The sequence below is a fragment of the Mesorhizobium sp. M0496 genome (assembly GCF_040321205.1).
In the GTDB taxonomy this organism is placed as follows: domain Bacteria; phylum Pseudomonadota; class Alphaproteobacteria; order Rhizobiales; family Rhizobiaceae; genus Mesorhizobium.
The window spans coordinates 21,328-40,577 of record NZ_JAMYRC010000055.1; the positions used below are offsets into that span (position 1 = coordinate 21,328).

Sequence of the window (19,250 nt, forward strand, 5' to 3'; positions counted from 1 at the left end):
CAGAATTGACTTGGAAGCCGGGCTTTCGAAGGATGGAAGCCCATGGTGACTTATCGCACGCACAGCATCGAGTTCAAACGTCAGGTAGTGCAGGAGTTCCTGTCCGGCGAGACGCTGCATGGTCTCGCCAAGCGGCACGAACTGCCGCGTAACCTGATCCGCATCTGGGTTCAGAAATACGAGGCCGGCTCCTTCGACGAAGACGTGGCGGCGGCCGACACGATGCAGACCTATGAGGCGCGGATCGCAGCGCTGGAGCGGCTGGTAGGCCGGCAAGCCTTGGAAATTGAGTTTCTAAAGGGGGCTCTGAAAAGCGCACTACGTCCGAGAAGCGGGACTACATCCGTGATCACCGGCCCGGCGGTGTCTCCATCGCTGAAGGATGCCGGCTGATGGGGATCGCGCGATCAACCTACTACGATCAGCCCGAAACCGCCGTGGATGACACAGCGCTCGTCGAGACGATGGGTGAGATCTCCGACAGCTTCGAAGCTTACGGCTATCGCCGCATGCAGGCGGCGCTGCGGCAGCGCGGCATCGTCGTCAACCACAAGAAGGTCAGACGGTTGATGCGCGAGCACGATCTGCAGCCCAGGATCAGGCGGCGCTTCATCGCCACTACGGACAGCGATCACGAGTTGCCGATCTTCCCGAACCTGGCGAAGAACGTGACACCCGACGGCCCGAACCAGCTCTGGGTGAGCGACATAACATACGTGACGATTGCGGCGGGCTTCGTCTACGTCGCGGTCATTTTGGATGCCTGGTCACGCAAGGTCGTTGGTTACGCCATCGGTCGGTCGATCGACGCGCGCTTGACCGTTGCAGCATTGAAAGCGGCAATCGAACGACGAAAAACCCCGCCGGGCTGCGTCCATCACTCGGACCGAGGCTCGCAATATGCCGCACTCCTCTACCGCAACGTTCTCGCCGAGCACGATCTTATTGGATCGATGGGCCGGCGCGGCAATCCCTACGATAATGCGAAAGCGGAAAGCTTCATGAAGACGATGAAGGTCGAAGCCGTCTATCCGATGGCCTACGAAACCTTCGCCGACGTCGCTGAGGACTTCCCCGCTTCATTGATGAGGTTTACAACACCCGCCGATTGCACTCAGCGCTCGGCTATCTCAGCCCGCAACAGTTCGAGGACCAACACGCCCGGCAGATGGTCAAAACTGCGGCTTGACCTGTCCGGTCCGAGGGGCGCACTCCAGATCGGCGTCCAATTTTGACCCCCCTCTATGTAGGGCACTTCGCTTAGCGCTCGCCGGGCGGAGCTGATCGGGTTGCAGCCCGCGAGCGCGGATGAGCTTGGACGTGTTGGGTTGATCAGGCGCGGTTCTTGAAGCGCCCGGACTCATTGCCAGTCTCGATGATCTCACAGTGATGCGTGAGACGATCCGAGTTCATCGAGGACGACGAAGCCGAGGCGGGTGAGATAGTCGGCGATGCGGCCCTGCTTACCGGCGCGACGCTCGGTCTTGAGCTGGTTGAGCAGATCGACGACGTTGCACCTGTATCACGTCTACGAGAAGCTGCACCTCGGCAGCCGGGCGGAACTGGCCTGGATGGCGCAAAGGGCCTCGACCATCCAGGGGCCGGCCTCCTCTGACATCAGCACTTGGCATCGACATGAGGCCGGCACGGGCCGGAAAGCCGCGTGATGGCATCGGCCGTGATACCCGCCGCAGCGTCTGCGGCGGCCTGATCTATCGAAAGATATATATCGTTCGATCAGGTGCGGACATTGACCTCAATACTATCGAACCGGGAATGGACGCGTCCTCTTCGGCGGCGACACAATCGAGGATCAAAGGCCGCAATTCAGGGCGTCAGCGCGCCAGCGGATGCATTCGGGTAGGGCATCTGGGGATGGGGAACCCCTTTTCTTGATGCGTTCCAAAAAAAGGGGGAATCTCGATGGCACTCACCATAGCAGCTCATGGCTGTCCCCACTGCAATCCCTCGCGCCGGATGTCATTCCGCACACCAGAGAAATAACGATGAAAACCAAGCAACAGCCCTCTGCCCTGCAGGTGGTGATGAAAGAGGCCAAACGCGCCATCCGACCGCTTATCTGGTTCAGCGGCGGCATCAACGTGCTGATGCTGACCGGGGCGTTTTACATGCTCCAGGTCTACCACCGCGTACTCGGCAGCCATAGTCTGGAGACGCTGGTGATGCTGTCGCTGATGGCGCTGGCGGCGCTCGGGACACTCGCGGGGTTGGAAGTTGTGCGCGGGCGTCTGTTGGCCAAGGTCGGGTCATGGATGAACGCACGGTTGGGCCCAGTCCTCCTGACCGCATCGGTGGAATACGCCGCTTCTGCCCCAGGCCAGGTTAACGCGCGACCACTGCGCGACCTCGACCAGGTGCGAAATTTCTTGACCAGCCCGAGCATCTTCCCGATCCTCGACGCGCCTTGGGCACCGATCTTCTTCGCCGCCATCTTCCTCATGCACCCTTGGCTGGGCTGGTTGGCACTCTGCGGCGGGCTTGTGCTGTTCGCACTCGCTTTGCTGAACGAATACATCACACGCAAACCGTTGACGGAGGCCACAAGCGCTCAGTCGCGGGCATACGTGCAGGCTGAGGCGGCGATCCGCAATGCCGAAGTCGTCCAGGCGATGGGCATGTTGAAGCCCCTGCTGGAGGGTTGGAAGGCGCATCAGGACGAGGCAAATAAAGGACAAGTTCTTGCCGCCAACCGGGGCGGCGTCATTGCGGCCATCGCACGATGCCACCGCCTGGCCCTGCAGATGGCCATCCTCGGCCTCGGCGCTTATCTGGTACTTCGCAACGAGGCTTCACCCGGTATCATGATCGCCGCCTCAATCCTGATGGGCCGTGCGTTGGCCCCTGTCGAGCAAGCGATCGCCACGTGGAAAGCGACGGTCGGAGCGCGTGCCGCTTACCGGCGTCTCACCGCGGTCGCCGGACAGCGCCCGGAGGCCACGCCAGTTCTGCCGCTGCCACGACCGAAAGGCAGGTTTGAGGCTGATAACCTTGTGCTTGCCCGTCAGGGTGGCGAGCACATTCTGAAAGGCGTCAGCTTCCAGCTCAAGCCCGGTGAAGCGATGGCGTTGATCGGCCCGAGCGGCGCCGGCAAGACAAGTCTGGCGCGAATCCTGGTCGGAGCCTGGCGCCCATCCGGTGGTCGCGCGTTGCTTGACGGCATGAGCGTTGTCGAATGGGCGGCCGAGGACAGGGGACGACACGTCGGTTATTTGCCCCAGGACATCGAGCTCTTCGCCGGCACCGTCTCCGAGAATATCGCCCGTTTTGCGTCGCTCAACCCTGCGGTTTTCAACAATGTGGTCAAGGCCGCGGAGTTGGCCGGCGTCCATGAACTGATCAAGGGATTGCCGAAGGGCTACGCCACCGAGATCGGGGAAGGTGGTGCGGCACTGTCCGGGGGGCAACGCCAGCGCATCGGGCTGGCGCGAGCACTCTACGGCGACCCAGCGTTCCTTGTCCTCGACGAGCCTAACTCCAATCTCGACCACGAGGGAGAGCAAGCACTGGCTACAGTCATCGGTGGGCTCAAGGCGGCAGGTACGACCCTGATCTTGATCTCGCACCGGCCAAGCATTTTGGAAAAAGTTGACAAGGTGCTGGTGCTTAACCACGGCGCTCAGGACCTGTTTGGGCCGCGCGATGCCGTGTTCAACGAACTCGCCAACCGCGCCCGCAAGGTTAGCCAGATGCCAAAGGCAGCCCAACTGCCAACCCTCGAACTGGTCAAGGAAGTCAAAGAAATCGAAGAGGTCAAAGAAGCATGACCCGGTCTTCAGCATTGAACGTCGTGCCATTACCCGTCGCGCCGCCCTCCCTCCTGGAACCGGTACCCCTGCGTCTGGCCGGCGTGACGTTCACCGGGTTCGCGATCATGTTCCTGTTCTTCGGCGTCGCCGGGGGCTGGGCAGCCCTGGCACCGTTGGACAGCGCCGCAGTGGCACCGGGCATTGTCAAGGTCGCCGGCGACCGCAAGCTCATCCAGCATCTCGAGGGCGGCATCATCGCGGAGTTGAACGCCGCCAACGGTGATATTGTCAAGGCGGGCAAGGTCCTCGTCCGACTCGACGACACACAGGCAAAGGCGCAGCTCGACCTGTTCCAGAACCGGATAGCGACGCGTGAGGCGCTGGCCGCGCGTCTCAGGGCCGAGCGCGACGGCAAGGCCGAGATCGAGTTTGATCCGGCGTTGCTCGCAAACCCCGCCACCGCCGCGAAGGATGCGGTGGCCGCACAGCGTGACGTGTTCGCGGCGAAGCACCACAACTTGACCGACGAGCGGGAAATTCTCGGCCAGCGCCGTCACCAGACCGAGGATGAGGTAAAGGGGCTGGAGGAGCTCATCGTCACCGAGGACAAGCAGATCGAGGCGATCGAGGGTGAAAGCAAAGACCTTGAGAGCCTGCTCAAGAAGGGGCTGACCACCCGCGAGCGGAACCTGTTGCTCAGACGCCAACAGCGCGAGATCGAGGGCGAGCGCGCCACCAATGTCGCGGCAATCGCCCGTGCCGGAAGCGCCATGGCCGAGATTGACATGCAGATCCTGAACCTCGGCACAGTGCGGCTGAAAGAGGCCGTCGACGAGCTGAGCAAGGTGGAGGCGGAGTTGTTCGACCTCGGACAGCAGGAGCGCTCCGCCAGGGACGTGCTTACCCGCACCGATGTCGTCGCACCGGTTGATGGCATCGTCATGGACCTGAAGGTCCACACGGCCGGCGGTGTCGTGAAACCCGGTGAGACACTGATGACCGTCGTGCCGCTCGGACAGCAACTCGTGGTCGAGGCCATGGTCAAACCAGAGGATGTCGAGACGATCGCCCCCGGACAGCCCGCGCGCGTCAGCTTCCCGGCCTTTGCCCGCTACAACCTGCCGCCGCTCGAGGGCGTCGTGGAGATCGTGTCGGCTGACCGCATGGTGGAGGAGCGCAGCGGGGCACCCTATTTCGCCGCGACCGTGTTGATCGACAAGAGCGAACTCGCCAAGCTGGAGGGCCGCAAGCTGCTGCCCGGCATGTCGAGCGAGGCGATGATCCGGACGGGTGCTCGCACCGTGCTTTCCTACCTCGCCGAGCCGATCACGCAGAACTTCCGCCGAGCAATGCGGGAAAAATAACCGTAGGCCGCCCAGCGGCCGGGCGCCAGTCTGGGCGCCGACCGGGCACAACCGAAAACATCGCACGGGGCCTTCCGCGACGCAGCCAAGACCGCGCCGCGGCCACCCCGAGCGCCTGTCGCGGCCTGATCTATCGAAGGATGTATATCGTTCGATCAGGTACGGGCATTGACCCCAATACTATCGAACTGAGAATGGACGCGTCCTCTTCGCTGGCGACATAATGGCGTATGAGGGCCGCTCATCCAGGCCGCGACCGGAGTGCACTCTGGCAGATGCACCCCGGGGTTATCGGATGTGCGGATCGTTAGAATCTAACCCCAAGGGGACAACGATCATGGCAATTATCATCACCGATTCCGTCACACTGGACGAATCTTCCGGGCTGCAGAACAGCGGTGTCCCGGTCGGTACCGAAGACAACAACGACAACGATATCCTTGTGGCGTCATTGGATGCCACATTCTCCACCCGTCTCTTCACCGACCTCGGGCTGAGCAGCACCTTCAGCGGCACGAACGGCGCGGCGACCAATACCGTGGCCACGCTGAGCGGCGGCTCCACCCTGGAAGGATTCGTCCAGGATGACGGCAGTTCGCTGCCGGTCTACGTCGTGGGCAGCGGTGCCCCGCCCACCGACATTGCAACCAGTTTCACGACGCTCGACGGCGAGGCGATCTACCTGTGCATCGACAGCGCCAGCGGTCTTGGCGACAACCTGGTGTTTGGCGTCGACGCGTCGGGAGACGTGGTCTTTGCGGTCTACATCACGACCAGCGGATCGGACGTCAACATCTCCATGGTCCAGTTCGAAGCCATCGACAATCCCGATACGAACAATCCCGACGACCCCGTCGATCTCACCGGCCTTATCGATGTTGCGATAACTTCGCCGAAGGTCTTCAATTTCGACACTCTGCCCTCCGGGCAAAATCTGTTCGGCACGGTCGGCGACGCCGACGCTGCCATCGTGGTCATCGGTCGCGATATCGACCTGAAGGCCGACAACACCTTCACCAATACCAGCGACACGATAAATACGTCGCAAGGCGGCGGCACCGTAACGATCGGCATCAACAACCAGATGTTCGATGAAGGTGAAGGCGCCTACTTCACCTATGTCACCGATCCGGACCCCAACTTTCTATCGGGCGTTGTCGGCGGCCTCGACCAGAATGAAGCGGACGATCTCGACAACGTGCAGTTCGGCGATACGCTGGATGTCACCGGCGGCTTCCTCGTCATTTCGCAAATCCAGGGCAATACGGACGCAACGCTGACGATCGAAGCCTTTCTGGCTCCCAACGCCGACGGCGCCGATTTCGACACCGCGCTCGGAACCGGCAGCGTGATCGATATCACGTCCATTACGGTGACCGTCGGCGGGACCGTTTACACCTTCAACGCCGACGGCACCCAGGACGGCATCACGGTTTCGAACCTGGACGGCGTCAACGACAAGGTCGAGATCGCGGGGCTCGGCGCCGGCGACAAGGTCGAATGGACGACCGCGACCGATCACAACCAGGTCCTCGTCGAGGACGTCGAGGGCAAATTCGACATCGGCCAGTTCGGATTGACGCAAGGCGTGGTCGAGCATTTCGATATCGGTGACAAGATCCGTTTCGAGGACGACGGCCCGACGGCGACGGAAGAGACGGTATCGGCAACGGTGCAGGAGGACGACCTCAAGGTCGCGGACGGCGATTCCTCCGATGGCATCGACGAGGACGCGACACCCAACCAGGACGAGGCCAGCGGATCGGTGGCATCACTGGTGACGTCCGGCACCGACGCGCCGGTGACCTTCAGTCTGTCGGCCGACACGTCCGGCCTGCAGAGCCTGACCTCGAACGGCGACGCCGTCACCTACAGCGTCGTGGGCGATCTGCTGACCGCCACCGCCGATGATGGCGGAGCCGACGAGCGCATCGTGTTCACGCTGACGCTGGCCGCCAACGGCGACTACACCTTCGACCTGCAAGACCAGCTCGACCACGCAACCGCCAGCGGCGATGCCGGTATCCTGGCGATCGACCTGTCGTCGGTGCTGGTGGCAACAGATGCCGACGGCGACACGGTGACGCCAGATGCCGAAGCCTTCGTCATCAACGTCGAGAACGACGTGCCGGTGGCGTCGGAAGAGACGGTGTCGGCAACCGTGCAGGAGGACGACCTCAAGGTCGCAGACGGCGATTCTTCCGACGGCATCGACGAGGACGCCACGCCCAACCAGGACGAGGCCAGCGGATCGGTGGCATCACTGGTGACGTCCGGCGCCGACGAGCCGGTGACCTTCAGTCTGTCGGCCGACACGTCCAGCCTGCAGAGCCTGACCTCGAACGGCGACGCCGTTACCTACAGCGTCGTGGGCGATCTGCTGACCGCCACCGCCGATGATGGCGGAGCCGACGAGCGCATCGTGTTCACGCTGACGCTGGCCGCCAACGGCGACTACACCTTCGACCTGCAAGATCAGCTCGACCACGCAACCGCCAGCGGCGATGCCGGTATCCTGGCGATCGACCTGTCGTCGGTGCTGGTGGCAACCGATGCCGACGGCGACACCGTGACGCCAGATGCCGAAGCCTTCGTCATCAACGTCGAGAACGACGTGCCGGTGGCGTCGGGTGAGACGGTATCGGCAACGGTGCAGGAGGACGACCTCAAGCTCGCGGACGGCGATTCCTCCGACGGCATCGACGAGGACGCCACGCCCAACCAGGACGAGGCCAGCGGATCGGTGGCGTCACTGGTGACGTCCGGCGCCGACGAACCGGTGACCTTCAGCCTGTCGGCCGACACGTCCGGCCTGCAGAGCCTGACCTCGAAGGGCGACGCAGTTACCTATGAAGTCAACTTGACCGGCGATCTGCTGACCGCCACCGCCGATGACGGCGGAGCCGACGAGCGCATCGTGTTCACGCTGGCGCTGGCCGCAACCGGCGGCTACACGTTCGACCTTCAGGACCAGATCGACCACGCAGCCGCCAGCGGCGACGACGCTCTTCTGGCGCTCGACCTATCGTCGGTGCTGGTGGCGACGGATGCCGACGGCGACGCGGTGACGCCTGACGTCAATGCCTTCGTCATCAATGTCGAAAACGACGTGCCGGTGATCAGCGCGCAGATCTTGAGCGGCGTAGTCGACTTCGCCGCCGGCGATTTCGTCAGCAATTCGCTGAACGGCATCATCGGCGCCGACGAGAACACCGCCGACGACCTGTCGGGCGACGGCACCAAGACCTACACGTTCGCCGACTACTCGACGCCGACCAACGTTTTCTCGGACCTCACGGCGGTGCTTTCGGCCGACGCAACGAAGATCGAGTATTACTCGGACGCCACGCTTGGCACGCTGGTCTACGACATCGTGCTCGATCAGGACGGCAGCGGCGAGTACACCTTCACCGTCCACGAGGATCCACCGGCGGCCTTCACCTCGTTCGACTTCAGCGACCTGCCATCGGGCCAGAACCTGTTCGGCGTCATCGCCGCCGACAAGGCGGACCTCGACGGATCGGCCCTGCTGGTGATCGGTTCTGACGTGCACCTCAAGGCCGATGGAACCTATGTCACCAGCGGCGCCAACGCCAGCGACACCATCAACACGTCGAAGGGCGGCGGACCGGTGACGATCGGCATCGGCAACCAGATGTTCGATCCGGGAGACGGCGCGTTCTTCGTCTATCTCGACAATCCCGACGACGATTCGATCGCCGGGGTCACGGGCGGGCTGACGCAGAAAACGGCCGACGATGCCGACACCATCGGCTTCCAAGGCACGACGGAGGTGACCTCTGCGTCCGTGGAGATCTCGCAGGTGCAGGGCAATACGTTGGCGACGATGGACATCTTCGCCTACGACATTGACAACGTCGCCCTTGGCCAAGTCGACACCGATGCAGAGGCCCGCGCCTTCGCCCTGGATCCCATAGCCAACGCCGACCCGGTCAACATCACCGGGGTCAGGGTGCTCGACGCGAACGGCACGGTGATCGAAAGCTGGACGGACACCGATCCTGGGGATCCCGTGAACCTGATCGACAGCGCCACGGTAGGTGTCATTTTCAACCAGTACAGCGTCACGGTGTCCGGCCTCGGAGCCCACTACACGGTCGAGTTCGACACTGAAGCGCCGCATGACGTGGCCGACATCGAGGCTGTTGCCGGCAAGTTCGACATTGGCGGCTTCAACCTGCTGCAAGGGCAGGATACGCCGGACCAATCGTTCGACTTCGCGGTCCAGATCACCGACTACGACAGCGACGTCGACGGCGGTACCGCCGATGCGTTCGCCAACTTCTCTGTCGGCGTCGACGGCACCGGTATCTTCGACGACGGCATTGCCTGACACGACACCGGCCGGGCGCCAGACTGGCGCCCGGCCGGACACTACCAAAAGCATTGAACCCCGGGGGGCTACCGTGACGCAGTCAAGACCGCAGTTCCAGGAGGTGATGCATCTGGCACGGCGCCAGGCGCCCGCCCTGCTCCTCTTCAGCCTGCTGGCCAATCTTCTGCTGCTGGCCAGCACCGTCTACATGCTGCAGATCTACGACCGGGTGCTGTCGAGCGGGTCGATCGACACGCTGAAGTGGCTAACTCTGGCGGTGATCGGCGCGATCGCCGTCTACGGCCTGCTGGAACAGGCCCGCCGGATGATCCTCGGGCATATCAGCCAATGGCTCGACGACCAGCTGAGTGTTCCGGTGATCGAACGCGCCATGGAGGCTCGCCTCGTGGGTGGCAACGGCGTCGAGGCCGGCCTGAAGGACGTGTCGGATCTGCGCGGTTTCGTTGGCGGTGACGGCATGCTGACCTTTCTCGATGCGCCGTGGACGCCCGTCTTCCTAATGTTCATGTGGTTTCTGCATCCGGCATTGGGCCTGGTCGGAATTGCCGGAGCGATCCTTTTGTTCTGCGGCGCGCTCGCCAATGATTTCCTCACCCGTCACAGGGGTCAGGAAGCGGCGGCGGGGCTGCGTCGCAACCAGGTCGCGGCCGGTCAATACATCGATGGCGCCGAGACGCTGCGCTCACTCGGCATGTCCGAGCCCGCGCTGCGGCGCTGGGAGGAAAGGCAGCAGTCGCTGATGACCGTCCAGGCGCAACTGCTCGGGCGCACGACGACCATCGGCAGCCTGTCGCGCTCGATCCGGCTGGCGCTTCAGGTGGCCGTGTTGGGGCTTGGCGCCTATTTTGTCCTGCATGGCGAACTGACCGCAGGATCGATGATTGCCGCCTCGATCCTGCTGAGCCGGGCGCTGGCGCCGATAGAACGCTCGATCGGCGCATGGCGCAGCCTGGTTACCGCCCGCACGGCACGTCGCAACCTGACGCGGCTTTTCGCCGACACCGGGTCGATGCAAAACGCCTGCGTGAAGCTGCCGCGCCCGCAAGGGCGGCTGAGGCTCGAGAACCTGAACTACTACGCACCGGGTGCGCCGCAGGCCCTCTTGAACCGGGTGGCCTTCAGTATCGAGGCGGGCGAGACCTGCGGCGTGATCGGTTCGTCGGGTTCCGGCAAGACCACGCTTTGCCGCCTCATTGTCGGAACGCTGCGTCCGTCGCTCGGCCATGTCAGACTGGACGGTGCGGAGGTATCGAGCTGGCCATCCGACCAGCTGGGCATGCACATCGGCTATCTGCCGCAGCAGGTCGAGCTGTTCCCCGGCACGATCGCCGAAAACATTGCACGCCTGCGCGACGTCGACAGCGGCGCGGTCATCGCCGCGGCGCAGCTTGCCGGCATCCACGAGATGATCCTGCGGCTGCCAAACGGCTACCAGACCGAGGTCGGGTCACGTGGAGCTCGGATATCGCGCGGCCAACGTCAGCGCATCGCGCTGGCCCGGGCGCTATTCGGCGATCCGGCGCTGGTCGTGCTCGACGAGCCGAACACCGGTCTCGACGGCGACGGCGAGATAGCGCTGTTCAACGTGCTTCGGCATCTGAAGGAAAGAGGCCGCACCGTTATCCTCATCAGCCACCAGACCAACCTTTTGCGCACCGCCGATCGTGTCGTCCTGCTCCAGGACGGCTGCATGTCGATGTTCGGCACGCGCGACGAGGTGCTCGGCGCTCTGGCCGGTCAGACCAAACGCATCGCCCAGCCGGCATCCGTACGGGACAAGATCGCCGCCAATGTGCCGGCGCAGCTGAAGGCAGTGGAGTGAACCCATGGACGATCGATTTGGCGATCTGTCGACGATGCTGGACCTGCTGATGGTCAGCCTGCGCGACATGGTGGACAAGCTTATCATCGCTCTCGGAGATCTGACGGGCGCGGCCTCGAGCTGGTTCGAGGGGCTGGGCCTGCCTGCACGCATCGCGGTGGCGGCAGCGGCAGCCGCGCTGCTTCTGCCCATGCTCCGAATTCTTGTCCGGCGGCGTTCCGGTGCGTTTCGGGCCAGCAAGCGCGACCTGAAGCAGCGAACGCGGCCGGCGCGCGTACTGGGCTACGTCTCGGCGATCGGATTTGTCGGCGGCATCGCGGTCTGGTCCAGCGTGGCGCTTCTGGCAAGCGCCGTCGTCGCCAACGGCGTCGTCAGCCCGGAGGGCTACCGCAAGACCGTGCAGCATCTGGAGGGCGGCATCATCGGGGCCATCCATGTGCGGGAAGGCGACAAGGTCAGCGCCGGCCAGATCCTGATCAGCATGAAGACGACCGACGCACAGGGCCGCTACGACGAGCTTCAGGGGCGCTACATCCGCCTGCTGGCCGCCGAGGCGCGCCTGCTCGCGGAGCTTGCCAAGCAAGACCAGATCATTTTTCCCAAGGAGCTGACCTCGATCGACAGCGAGATCGCGCGAAAGGTGGTTGTCGAGGAGCAGGCGCTGCTCGACAGCCGCCTCGCGACCCGCGAAGGGCGCGAACAGATCCTCAACAAGCGCATAGCGCAGATAGAAGAACAGATCACGGGATCGAGGGAGGTGATCGCGGCGCAAGGCGAGCAACTCGGCCTGATCGACCAGGAGATCGGTTCCGCGACGGTGCTCTACAAGAAGGGACTGGAGCGCCTGCCGCGAATCCTGGCGCTGCAGCGCGCCCAGGCCGACATCCGGGCCAACCAGGCGTCGAACCGGTCGCAGGTCGCGCGCAACGAGCAGCAGATCGGCGAGACCAAGCTGCAGCTGCTCAACCTGCGCCAGCAAGATAGCGAGAGCGCCAATGAGGACCTTGCCAAGGTGCGGGGCGACCTGGCCGAGCTGCGCAGCCTTCTGCCTTCACGCCAGGATGTGCTGGCAAGGACCGACATTGCCGCACCGATCGCGGGAACCGTCATGAACGTGCGCGTGACGACCGAATCCGGGGTGATTTCCGGCGGCCAGCCGCTTCTCGATATCGTTCCCAATGAGCCCAATCTGGTCATCGATTCCAGGATCAAGCCTGCCGACATCGACATGGTGCATCCGGACATGCCGGCCCGCGTGGTGCTGTCGGCCTATCCGACCAGGCACCTGCCGCAGATCCATGGCCTGCTGACCTCGGTATCGGCGGACCGGCTAACGGACGAGAGGACAGGAGAACCCTATTTCCTCGCCAAGGTCAAAGTCGATACCGCCGATCTGGGGAAGCTGCATGACGTCCATCTGTCGCCCGGCATGCCGGCCGAGGTCATGATCCTGACCGGCGAGCATACGCTGCTCGACTACATGCTGGCGCCAGTTCGCGATTCTCTCAATCGCGGTTTCAGGGAGCATTAGCGACTGTCAGCTGTGGAGATGCGTCAGTTCGAACGCGGCTCCGTCCTGGACGATTGCCATGCGCTGCTCGACGGAGCGGAACATGTCCGCGAACTCCACCTCGTCTTCGAACACCACGCCGCCGACCTTGACGCTCAGCGCATCCTCGGTTCCTTTTGGTGCGAAATAGACTTGCGCGATGCGCGACCGGATACGCTCGCCGATTTCGCTGGCTTCCGCCTCGGTGGCGCCCGAGAGGAAGACCCCGAACATAGAAGCCCCTATACGTCCAACCAGGTCCTCCGCGCGCACCGACGATCGTATGGTCGAGGCGACCAGCCGCAAGGCCTCGTCGCCCCATTCAAGGCCAAAGCGCAGGTTGATGGACCGCAGCTGTTCCGAATGGATGACCAGGAAGGCGCCGGATCTCGGCCCTGGCGACGACGGCCTTGCTGTTCTTCGTTCGACCATCGACGTGAACACCGCTCCGTTCAGGCAGCCGGTCATGGTGTCGAAAGTTGCCGACTTGTCGAGCTCCCGGCGATAGTGACGGACCTCGATCTGCTTCAATCCGACGAACAGAAAAAGCGGAACGCCAAGGACAACCGGCAACAGGATCGCCGTGATCATACTGCGCCCAAATGGCGTCAGCGCCTCCGAGAAAAGCAGCAGATAGTTGAGGCCGACGGAAAGGGCCAGGATTCCCGTGGTTCCCAGAAAGGTCAGCCAAACGACGCCTTTCCATGCTGGGACGGTGGTGCTCGCCGATATCTTTGTCACTGGCCGATCTCCTGTGGATGGGCTGGTAATAAGGCCGGTGTGTTGCAATTTCAGTTTCAAGGAACCTTGCAATTTAATCGATTGCGCGATGACCCCATCAAGGCTGCGGACGAAATGGCTTGCTCCTGGGGAAAGCTTCGCCCGTGACGGTTAACAAACCAAGTATCAGGGGTTGAATGGCCGGCTATTGCGCTGGGCCGAACATGCCCATCTCCGCACCCCTGGCTGTCGCCTCCGCCTTGCCATAGAGGCCGTTCGGCAGCGCCGTGGCCCAGCCATTGGAGACAAGCCAGGCGCCGACATCCTGCTTGCCCAGGCTGCACGGTGCGGCGATGGCAAAACGCTCGACGTCCGGCGGCACGAAACATTTCAACGCGCGTCCCCTCAGCCAGGAATTGAAAGCGGCGCGTGCGCGCTGGCCGCAGGGCCAGGTGACGGCGTGAAACGAGCAGGATCCGTCGAGGTCGATGCCTTGCACCCCGCTGATGATCACCTTCCGGCCCATGGATTCGAACATCGCCGACGATGTCGCAATCGGGCGGTAGAGCAAGACCTCCCGCCAGTCGCCAGGCATCGGCGTCTTCGGGGGTACGGCGAGCCCGAGCTCGCTGAGCGGCGGGCGGGGCTCGACCCGTTCGATCTCCGCGGGATCGAGCCGCGGCGGGGCGATGAGGTCTTGAGCAACCTTGCGCGCCGGCTCTCGGCGTTGTGCCTCGATAGTGGCCGCCGGTCGGATTGGCTGCGTGTCGTCCTGCGAAGGAGCCAGGACAGGCCGATCGACCGAAAGCAAAGCCCCGGCCCGACCAATCAGCAGGATACCGGCCAGAAGCAGCAGGCTTCCGAGCCCGATCGGCTGGCGGCTGCGGACAAACCTGCCCATCAGCCCGAACAGGTTCTCAAGGCTTCTCGCCGATCAGAAACCCGACGTCGATTTTGCAACCAGCTTGAGAGCACCTTTTTCAATCCGATAGAACGGCATCGATCGCTCGCTGGATCCGTCGGCCCGAAACCGGAACAGGCCTGTCGATCCACGAAACCCGTTTGGATTTTCGAGATTTTTCTTGCTGAAGCCATCAGGCCCGACCGCACTGGCAATCCCCGCGGTCAGCGCAACCATGTCATAGGCGTAGGCCACATTGACGTCGGCCGGATAGTTGTATGTCGTCCTGAAACGGTCGGCGATCGGCCCGGTTTCACTTGGATCGAGCGTGGCGATATAGGCCCCCGCGAACAGCGGATCCATCGGGTGTTCCAGCCAACGGTTCGTTCCGACGACGGAGATTGTCTTTCCCGGAATGCCCTTTGATTTGAGGGCGGCAAGGATGGATGACGGACTGCCATCGCCGCTGGCAACGATGACGGCGTCGGGGGCTTCCACCAGCGAGCCCATATCGTCGACCGCCTTCGCGCCACTGTCGCCGGCCGAATACGGCACGGTGACCGCCAGCGTCGCGCCGTAGATGCTGAGGCTGTTTGCGACCCGCTTCTCCACGGCGCCGGCGTTTGGGCCCGCCGCGACAAGCAGTACGAACTTCTTGCTGCCTTTCGCCGCCAGTCCCGCGGCGCCCGCCGCGGCGCTGTCCGCTTCGCCAAGCGGCACGGCATAAACTCCGGCGCCGCCGGCGAAATTATCGGCAAGCGCCAGGACCGGTGGCCGCGTCGATCCCGACAGCGTGGCAATATGCTGTGCTGCCGGCAATTCGGTCGGGCCGATGACGGCCTTCGACCCCGTCGTTATGGCCGTTATCGCCAGTTTGCTGGCCAGTGTGCTGTCGCCTCTGGTGTCCTCTACCGTCAGCGTAAGCAATCCATTGCCGATATCCGTCATCGCCAGCTTGGTGGCATCGAGCATCTTCCTGCCGTTTTCGCCTGCCGTTCCGGCGGCGGACAGCGGCAGCAGCATGGTGATCTTCGTCGAACCGGTGCCCAGCGACTGGGTCGCCTGGACTGGACCGGCAACAGCGGCGCCATTTTGCCCGGCAGGTACGGCAACAGCGGCGCCATTCTGCCCGGCAGGCGCGGCGATCGCCGCCGGATCGAGCGCTTCGGAAACGCCGTCTTTCGATTGGCAGCCCGACACCATCATGGCGAGCGCAAAGGCGATTGCCCATGTCCGTGGACAATGGACGCGTCGGCCAGCTTCCATGAATGCTCCACCCTTATTTGCCGCCGGCTTCCCGGTCTGGCCCTCAAGTCATGTTACGGCGGACTTGCTGTGCCGTCTGCATTTCTTTTAACCGCCGAAAAGCCTGGCCCTGAGCGCCTTGACCTGTCGTGCCTGCCCGGCACTCCGGTAGTCGGCGCATTTCATGTATCGCGGCCCGGGCACGAACACACGGCGCACGCACACATTTTTTCCCTGGGCAGGAGCTCCGCCTCCTGGCGAAAATGCGGAAAAGCCGAAGGAGGCCACTGGTAGCGGGCCGGCTACGTCGATGCCGTCCCTTGCCAGGATTGCCCGCGCACGCTGGCAGTAGCGGACTGACAGGGCCGAGAACCGGCTTTCATTGTGCCCGGCGCGATATTTCATGACGGTGGTGCACAGATCGCCCGCGGCCAGCCTGTTGGCCTGCGCAAGATATCTGACCCCAAGAGCGATGTTGGTCGCCGGCGCGCTCAGATCGTCCAGGGAGCCTCGAAAACCGAGCATCCTGGCGGTCGCCGGCATGACCTGCATCAGGCCGACTTCGCCATCGGCGCCCTGCACGTCGGGATCGAACCCGCTTTCGATCTCCATGACGGCATGCGCCAGCAGCGGCTCCAGGCCATAGATCGATGCCTGGCAGCTGGCAAACGCCTTGAATGTCTGCCGGGTCCACTGCGTGGCAGCCTCACAGTGCACCGGTCGCACCGGATTGGAGGACTGTTTCACGGAAGGTCGTTCCAGCCAGTTGGCGCTGGCCGGCGTGACAGCATGGCCAAAGCCGATCAACGCGACCGCACCGGCGATCGCGCTCAGGAATGATCCGTCGGCTGTCATGACGGCCAACAGGCGTGGCTTCGCCTATCCGGTCAGTGCATGTACTCGACCATGCGATCGTGAAAACACTCGCATTTGTTGAGCGTGTCTTCGTCCTTGTAGTTCGTCTTCAAGTAGCCGTAAGCCATGCCGCAAGCGACCTTGGCTTCCGATGCCCAGACGAAGACGGGCCGGGACGAGTTGATCCACTCCGAGCTGTTGGCGGCCGCCACCGACTCGTCCATCAGCTTCACCACCTGCTCCCTGAGATCGACGATGTTGTCGTTCAGCACCAGGTTGGAGGTTCCGACGACACGACAATAGTCGCCCGTCGGACCTTCGATGATGTCGGCGGCATAACCCGTCGACCCGACTGCCAGCAACAGCGTCGCAGCGGAAACCAGCAGTCTTGCAGAACGTTTCATATTGAGCTCCCCTCGATATTAGCGATGTATAACATAGGCAGGTGGTCGTGCGCCATGGCGTTAGATCGTTGCCGTGTGTTGTACGTGCGCCGTGTCGTCGTAAATCAGATTGATGGTGCCGGCGACAGGTGCGTTCTGCAAGACGGCGACGTCGACGAAATTGGCGCCGCCGGTTGTACCATTCGTATCGACGCTGAGAGTGTGTGAGAGCGCATCATATTTCACGAAATCGGCAATATTGGTCCCTGGTCCGGTTTCGAACAACGCCGTCAGGTCGATCTTGTCACCCTCGCCACCATTGTAATCGGTGATGAGATCCTTGATGTCGAGATGATCGAGCTTGAACGTATCGGCGCCTGTGCCGCCGGTCATCGTGTCCTGACCGAGACCGCCGATCAGCAGGTCGTTGCCGTTGCCGCCAATCAACGTATCGTCGCCTCCCCCGCCCCACAGTGCACTTCCGGTGTTGTTGGCGGTCAATGTATCTGCGAAATGCGAGCCGATCGCGTTCTCGAAGTTGCTGATCGTGTCGCCACTCGCCCCCGCTCCGCTCACTGTCTGCGTTGACAGATTGATCGTGACCGCGCCCAACGCGCTGCTGTAGTCGACGGTGTCGCCGGGGCCGGTTCCGCCGTTGAGCGTGTCGGCACCGGAACTCGCGGCAATTACCTCCGCAGTCGTGGTACCCGTCTCCTGATAGCCGGAACCGGTATGGGTTCCGACTAGCGAGACGGACAGATTGTCCGAACTGGTGACGGAGTCGCCATCATGATCGGTGATGCCAAGCGCAAAATTCAGCGTCGTGTCGCTAATGATCGTCTGCGAGTTGTAGGTAAGCGACAGGATCACTAGCTTGGGATCCTCACCGCTGGCGCTTGAGATGTTCTTTACATCTGCTTCGCTGAAATCGAAGAACGCCCCGCTATTCGTTCCGTTGGTCCCCCAATGCGCCGCGTCGATAATCAGCGGCGTGCCATCCGCTTGTGTCACGTTCCAGGTGGCGGAGATATTGTGCGCCGCATTCCAGATGGTCACCAAGAAATGCTCATTCGCATCGTTTCCGCTTTTCCCGATAGCCATCGAGACGTGATCCTGAAGCAGAGCGAACTTGAAGGTCAGGGTCTCGTTCGTGTCCAGGTTACCGTTGCCGATCCCCAGCCCGTTATTGTTCATATATACGTTGTCGTTGACGTTTGACGCGTTGAACCCATCGATAAGGACATCGTAGCCGCTGGCTGGGACCGCACCGTTGCCGAAGCTGCCAACGTTGTTGATGATCGTCGCGTAGTTGCCGTTGCCCGGATGGACCCCCGTTATGTCGAACGTATTGGTCGATTGCAGGCTGTTCGTCACGAGGTGGAAGTCGTAGGTTCCATCTGCCGCGACAGTCAGCGTGAAGTATTCGTTCGCGCCGGTAGCTCCCTGCGCATCCGTGAGGTTCGTGTAGGCAAACATCTCGGACGAATGGGTTGCCGGATCGTAGTGCGTATACTCATAGAACGTATAGAGAGTAGTCGTTCCACTTTTCACGTCGACTTGAGTTACGGCATCGCCAGCACCATTCGTCCCCTGGCTAGTCAAAATGTAGGTCAGTCCAGAGGGCGCGGCTCCCATAGCAAGGCTGATCGCCGAAGTAAGGCTTGGCCCGTCCGCTCCAAAGGACGGCTGCCAGGTGCCGTGAACGTCGGTATTGCTGACGTTCGGCATGATCGCGTCTTGGATGTTGCTGATCGTCGGTGTGTCGTCATCGACATTGATCGTCAGCGAGCCCGTCGCCGTGTCGCCGTCATGATCGGTCGTCGTGTAGCCGACCGTGAACGCCACGTCGTTCTCGTTGGCGCCCGCCGGGTGGTCGATCGCATGCAGCTGGGTCACCGTATAGGCGCCAGCCGTCGTGTTCGACAGCGACACCGATACAACCGCCACCGCGACGCCGTTCTGGATCTGGCTGATCGTCAGCAGCGTGCCGGTCACCGTCTGGAAGAAAGCCCCTTCCGTCACCGACGAGGTCGGCAGGCCGGAACCCGTCAGCAGCGTCGAGCCGGCGCCATCGGCGCCATAGCTATGCGCCAGCGTCCCGGTCGTATTGGCCGTGTCGGGAGTGACATCGCCGGTTCCACCGGGGTTGCCGCCGGCCAGCGCGTCGTCGTCGAGTTGGACGGCGAGGTTGGTCGATACAGTCGGCGTATCGTCATCGATCACCACGGTGAAGCTGGTGGTGCCGGTGGAGCCGTCGGCGTCCGTCACCGTCGCCGTGACCGTGAAC

13 protein-coding genes and 1 pseudogene are annotated in these 19,250 nt (G+C 62.8%); 7 read left to right on the forward strand and 7 right to left on the reverse strand.

Going from position 1 to position 19,250, the window contains the following annotated elements:
- Positions 1–42: 42 nt before the first annotated feature.
- Positions 43–393 (forward strand): transposase, encoded by a 351-nt coding sequence (locus NKI73_RS29920; RefSeq protein ID WP_352635201.1) that lies wholly within the window; start codon positions 43–45, stop codon positions 391–393.
- Entirely contained in the window at positions 372–1,235 is an 864-nt protein-coding gene (locus NKI73_RS29925; protein WP_352635225.1) for an IS3 family transposase, read from the forward strand. Before NKI73_RS29920 ends, NKI73_RS29925 begins: the two co-directional genes overlap by 22 nt.
- A gap of 97 nt (positions 1,236–1,332) precedes the next feature.
- Here NKI73_RS29925 and NKI73_RS29930 read toward each other — a convergent pair.
- Positions 1,333–1,513, reverse strand: a pseudogene (locus NKI73_RS29930) (IS21-like element helper ATPase IstB); the annotation flags it as partial.
- Positions 1,514–2,006: 493 nt separating this feature from the next.
- On the opposite strand from NKI73_RS29930, the gene NKI73_RS29935 reads away from it, so the two are divergent.
- The 5 genes from NKI73_RS29935 to NKI73_RS29955 all read left to right on the forward strand — a co-directional run bounded on the left by NKI73_RS29935 (position 2,007) and on the right by NKI73_RS29955 (position 12,841).
- The gene (locus tag NKI73_RS29935; protein WP_352635203.1) at positions 2,007–3,785 is read left to right on the forward strand and encodes a type I secretion system permease/ATPase; all 1,779 of its coding nucleotides are present in this window, start codon (positions 2,007–2,009) and stop codon (positions 3,783–3,785) included.
- Entirely contained in the window at positions 3,782–5,131 is a 1,350-nt protein-coding gene (locus NKI73_RS29940; RefSeq protein ID WP_352635206.1) for an HlyD family type I secretion periplasmic adaptor subunit, read from the forward strand. The genes NKI73_RS29935 and NKI73_RS29940 overlap by 4 nt, the downstream gene beginning before the upstream one ends.
- 337 nt (positions 5,132–5,468) lie before the next feature.
- Complete coding sequence (locus NKI73_RS29945; RefSeq protein WP_352635208.1) at positions 5,469–9,485, forward strand: T1SS-143 repeat domain-containing protein; 4,017 nt, start codon at positions 5,469–5,471, stop codon at positions 9,483–9,485.
- A 73-nt stretch (positions 9,486–9,558) separates the two neighbouring features.
- Entirely contained in the window at positions 9,559–11,310 is a 1,752-nt protein-coding gene (locus tag NKI73_RS29950; RefSeq protein ID WP_352635210.1) for a type I secretion system permease/ATPase, read from the forward strand.
- A gap of 4 nt (positions 11,311–11,314) precedes the next feature.
- Positions 11,315–12,841, forward strand: a complete 1,527-nt coding sequence (locus tag NKI73_RS29955; RefSeq protein WP_352635212.1) for an HlyD family type I secretion periplasmic adaptor subunit — start codon at positions 11,315–11,317, stop codon at positions 12,839–12,841.
- Positions 12,842–12,847: 6 nt separating this feature from the next.
- Here the strand turns inward: NKI73_RS29955 and NKI73_RS29960 are convergent, their stop codons facing one another.
- The 6 genes from NKI73_RS29960 to NKI73_RS29985 form a co-directional block, all read right to left on the reverse strand.
- On the reverse strand, positions 12,848–13,600 hold the full coding sequence (locus tag NKI73_RS29960; RefSeq protein WP_352635213.1) for a GGDEF domain-containing protein: 753 nt from the start codon (positions 13,598–13,600) through the stop codon (positions 12,848–12,850).
- 184 nt (positions 13,601–13,784) lie between these two features.
- Complete coding sequence (locus tag NKI73_RS29965; RefSeq protein ID WP_352635215.1) at positions 13,785–14,480, reverse strand: thermonuclease family protein; 696 nt, start codon at positions 14,478–14,480, stop codon at positions 13,785–13,787.
- Between the two features lie 33 nt (positions 14,481–14,513).
- Positions 14,514–15,746 (reverse strand): ABC transporter substrate-binding protein, encoded by a 1,233-nt coding sequence (locus NKI73_RS29970; RefSeq protein ID WP_352635217.1) that lies wholly within the window; start codon positions 15,744–15,746, stop codon positions 14,514–14,516.
- 87 nt (positions 15,747–15,833) lie between these two features.
- Positions 15,834–16,580 (reverse strand): lytic transglycosylase domain-containing protein, encoded by a 747-nt coding sequence (locus NKI73_RS29975; RefSeq protein ID WP_352635227.1) that lies wholly within the window; start codon positions 16,578–16,580, stop codon positions 15,834–15,836.
- Between the two features lie 32 nt (positions 16,581–16,612).
- Positions 16,613–16,984: a hypothetical protein gene (locus tag NKI73_RS29980; RefSeq protein WP_352635219.1), complete on the reverse strand. Its 372-nt coding sequence runs from the start codon at positions 16,982–16,984 to the stop codon at positions 16,613–16,615.
- Between the two features lie 60 nt (positions 16,985–17,044).
- On the reverse strand, positions 17,045–19,250 hold a 2,206-nt coding region (locus NKI73_RS29985), incomplete at its 5' end, for a type I secretion C-terminal target domain-containing protein (protein ID WP_352635221.1).

What these genes read in the sequence shown, in the direction of transcription:
- NKI73_RS29920 (WP_352635201.1), top strand. Translation starts at nt 43, where the DNA reads ATGGTGACTTATCGCACGCACAGCATCGAGTTCAAACGTCAGGTAGTG.
- NKI73_RS29935 (WP_352635203.1), top strand. Translation starts at nt 2,007, where the DNA reads ATGAAAACCAAGCAACAGCCCTCTGCCCTGCAGGTGGTGATGAAAGAG.
- NKI73_RS29940 (WP_352635206.1), top strand. Translation starts at nt 3,782, where the DNA reads ATGACCCGGTCTTCAGCATTGAACGTCGTGCCATTACCCGTCGCGCCG.
- NKI73_RS29945 (WP_352635208.1), top strand. Translation starts at nt 5,469, where the DNA reads ATGGCAATTATCATCACCGATTCCGTCACACTGGACGAATCTTCCGGG.
- NKI73_RS29955 (WP_352635212.1), top strand. Translation starts at nt 11,315, where the DNA reads ATGGACGATCGATTTGGCGATCTGTCGACGATGCTGGACCTGCTGATG.
- NKI73_RS29965 (WP_352635215.1), bottom strand. Translation starts at nt 14,480, where the DNA reads ATGGGCAGGTTTGTCCGCAGCCGCCAGCCGATCGGGCTCGGAAGCCTG.
- NKI73_RS29970 (WP_352635217.1), bottom strand. Translation starts at nt 15,746, where the DNA reads ATGGAAGCTGGCCGACGCGTCCATTGTCCACGGACATGGGCAATCGCC.
- NKI73_RS29975 (WP_352635227.1), bottom strand. Translation starts at nt 16,580, where the DNA reads ATGACAGCCGACGGATCATTCCTGAGCGCGATCGCCGGTGCGGTCGCG.
- NKI73_RS29980 (WP_352635219.1), bottom strand. Translation starts at nt 16,984, where the DNA reads ATGAAACGTTCTGCAAGACTGCTGGTTTCCGCTGCGACGCTGTTGCTG.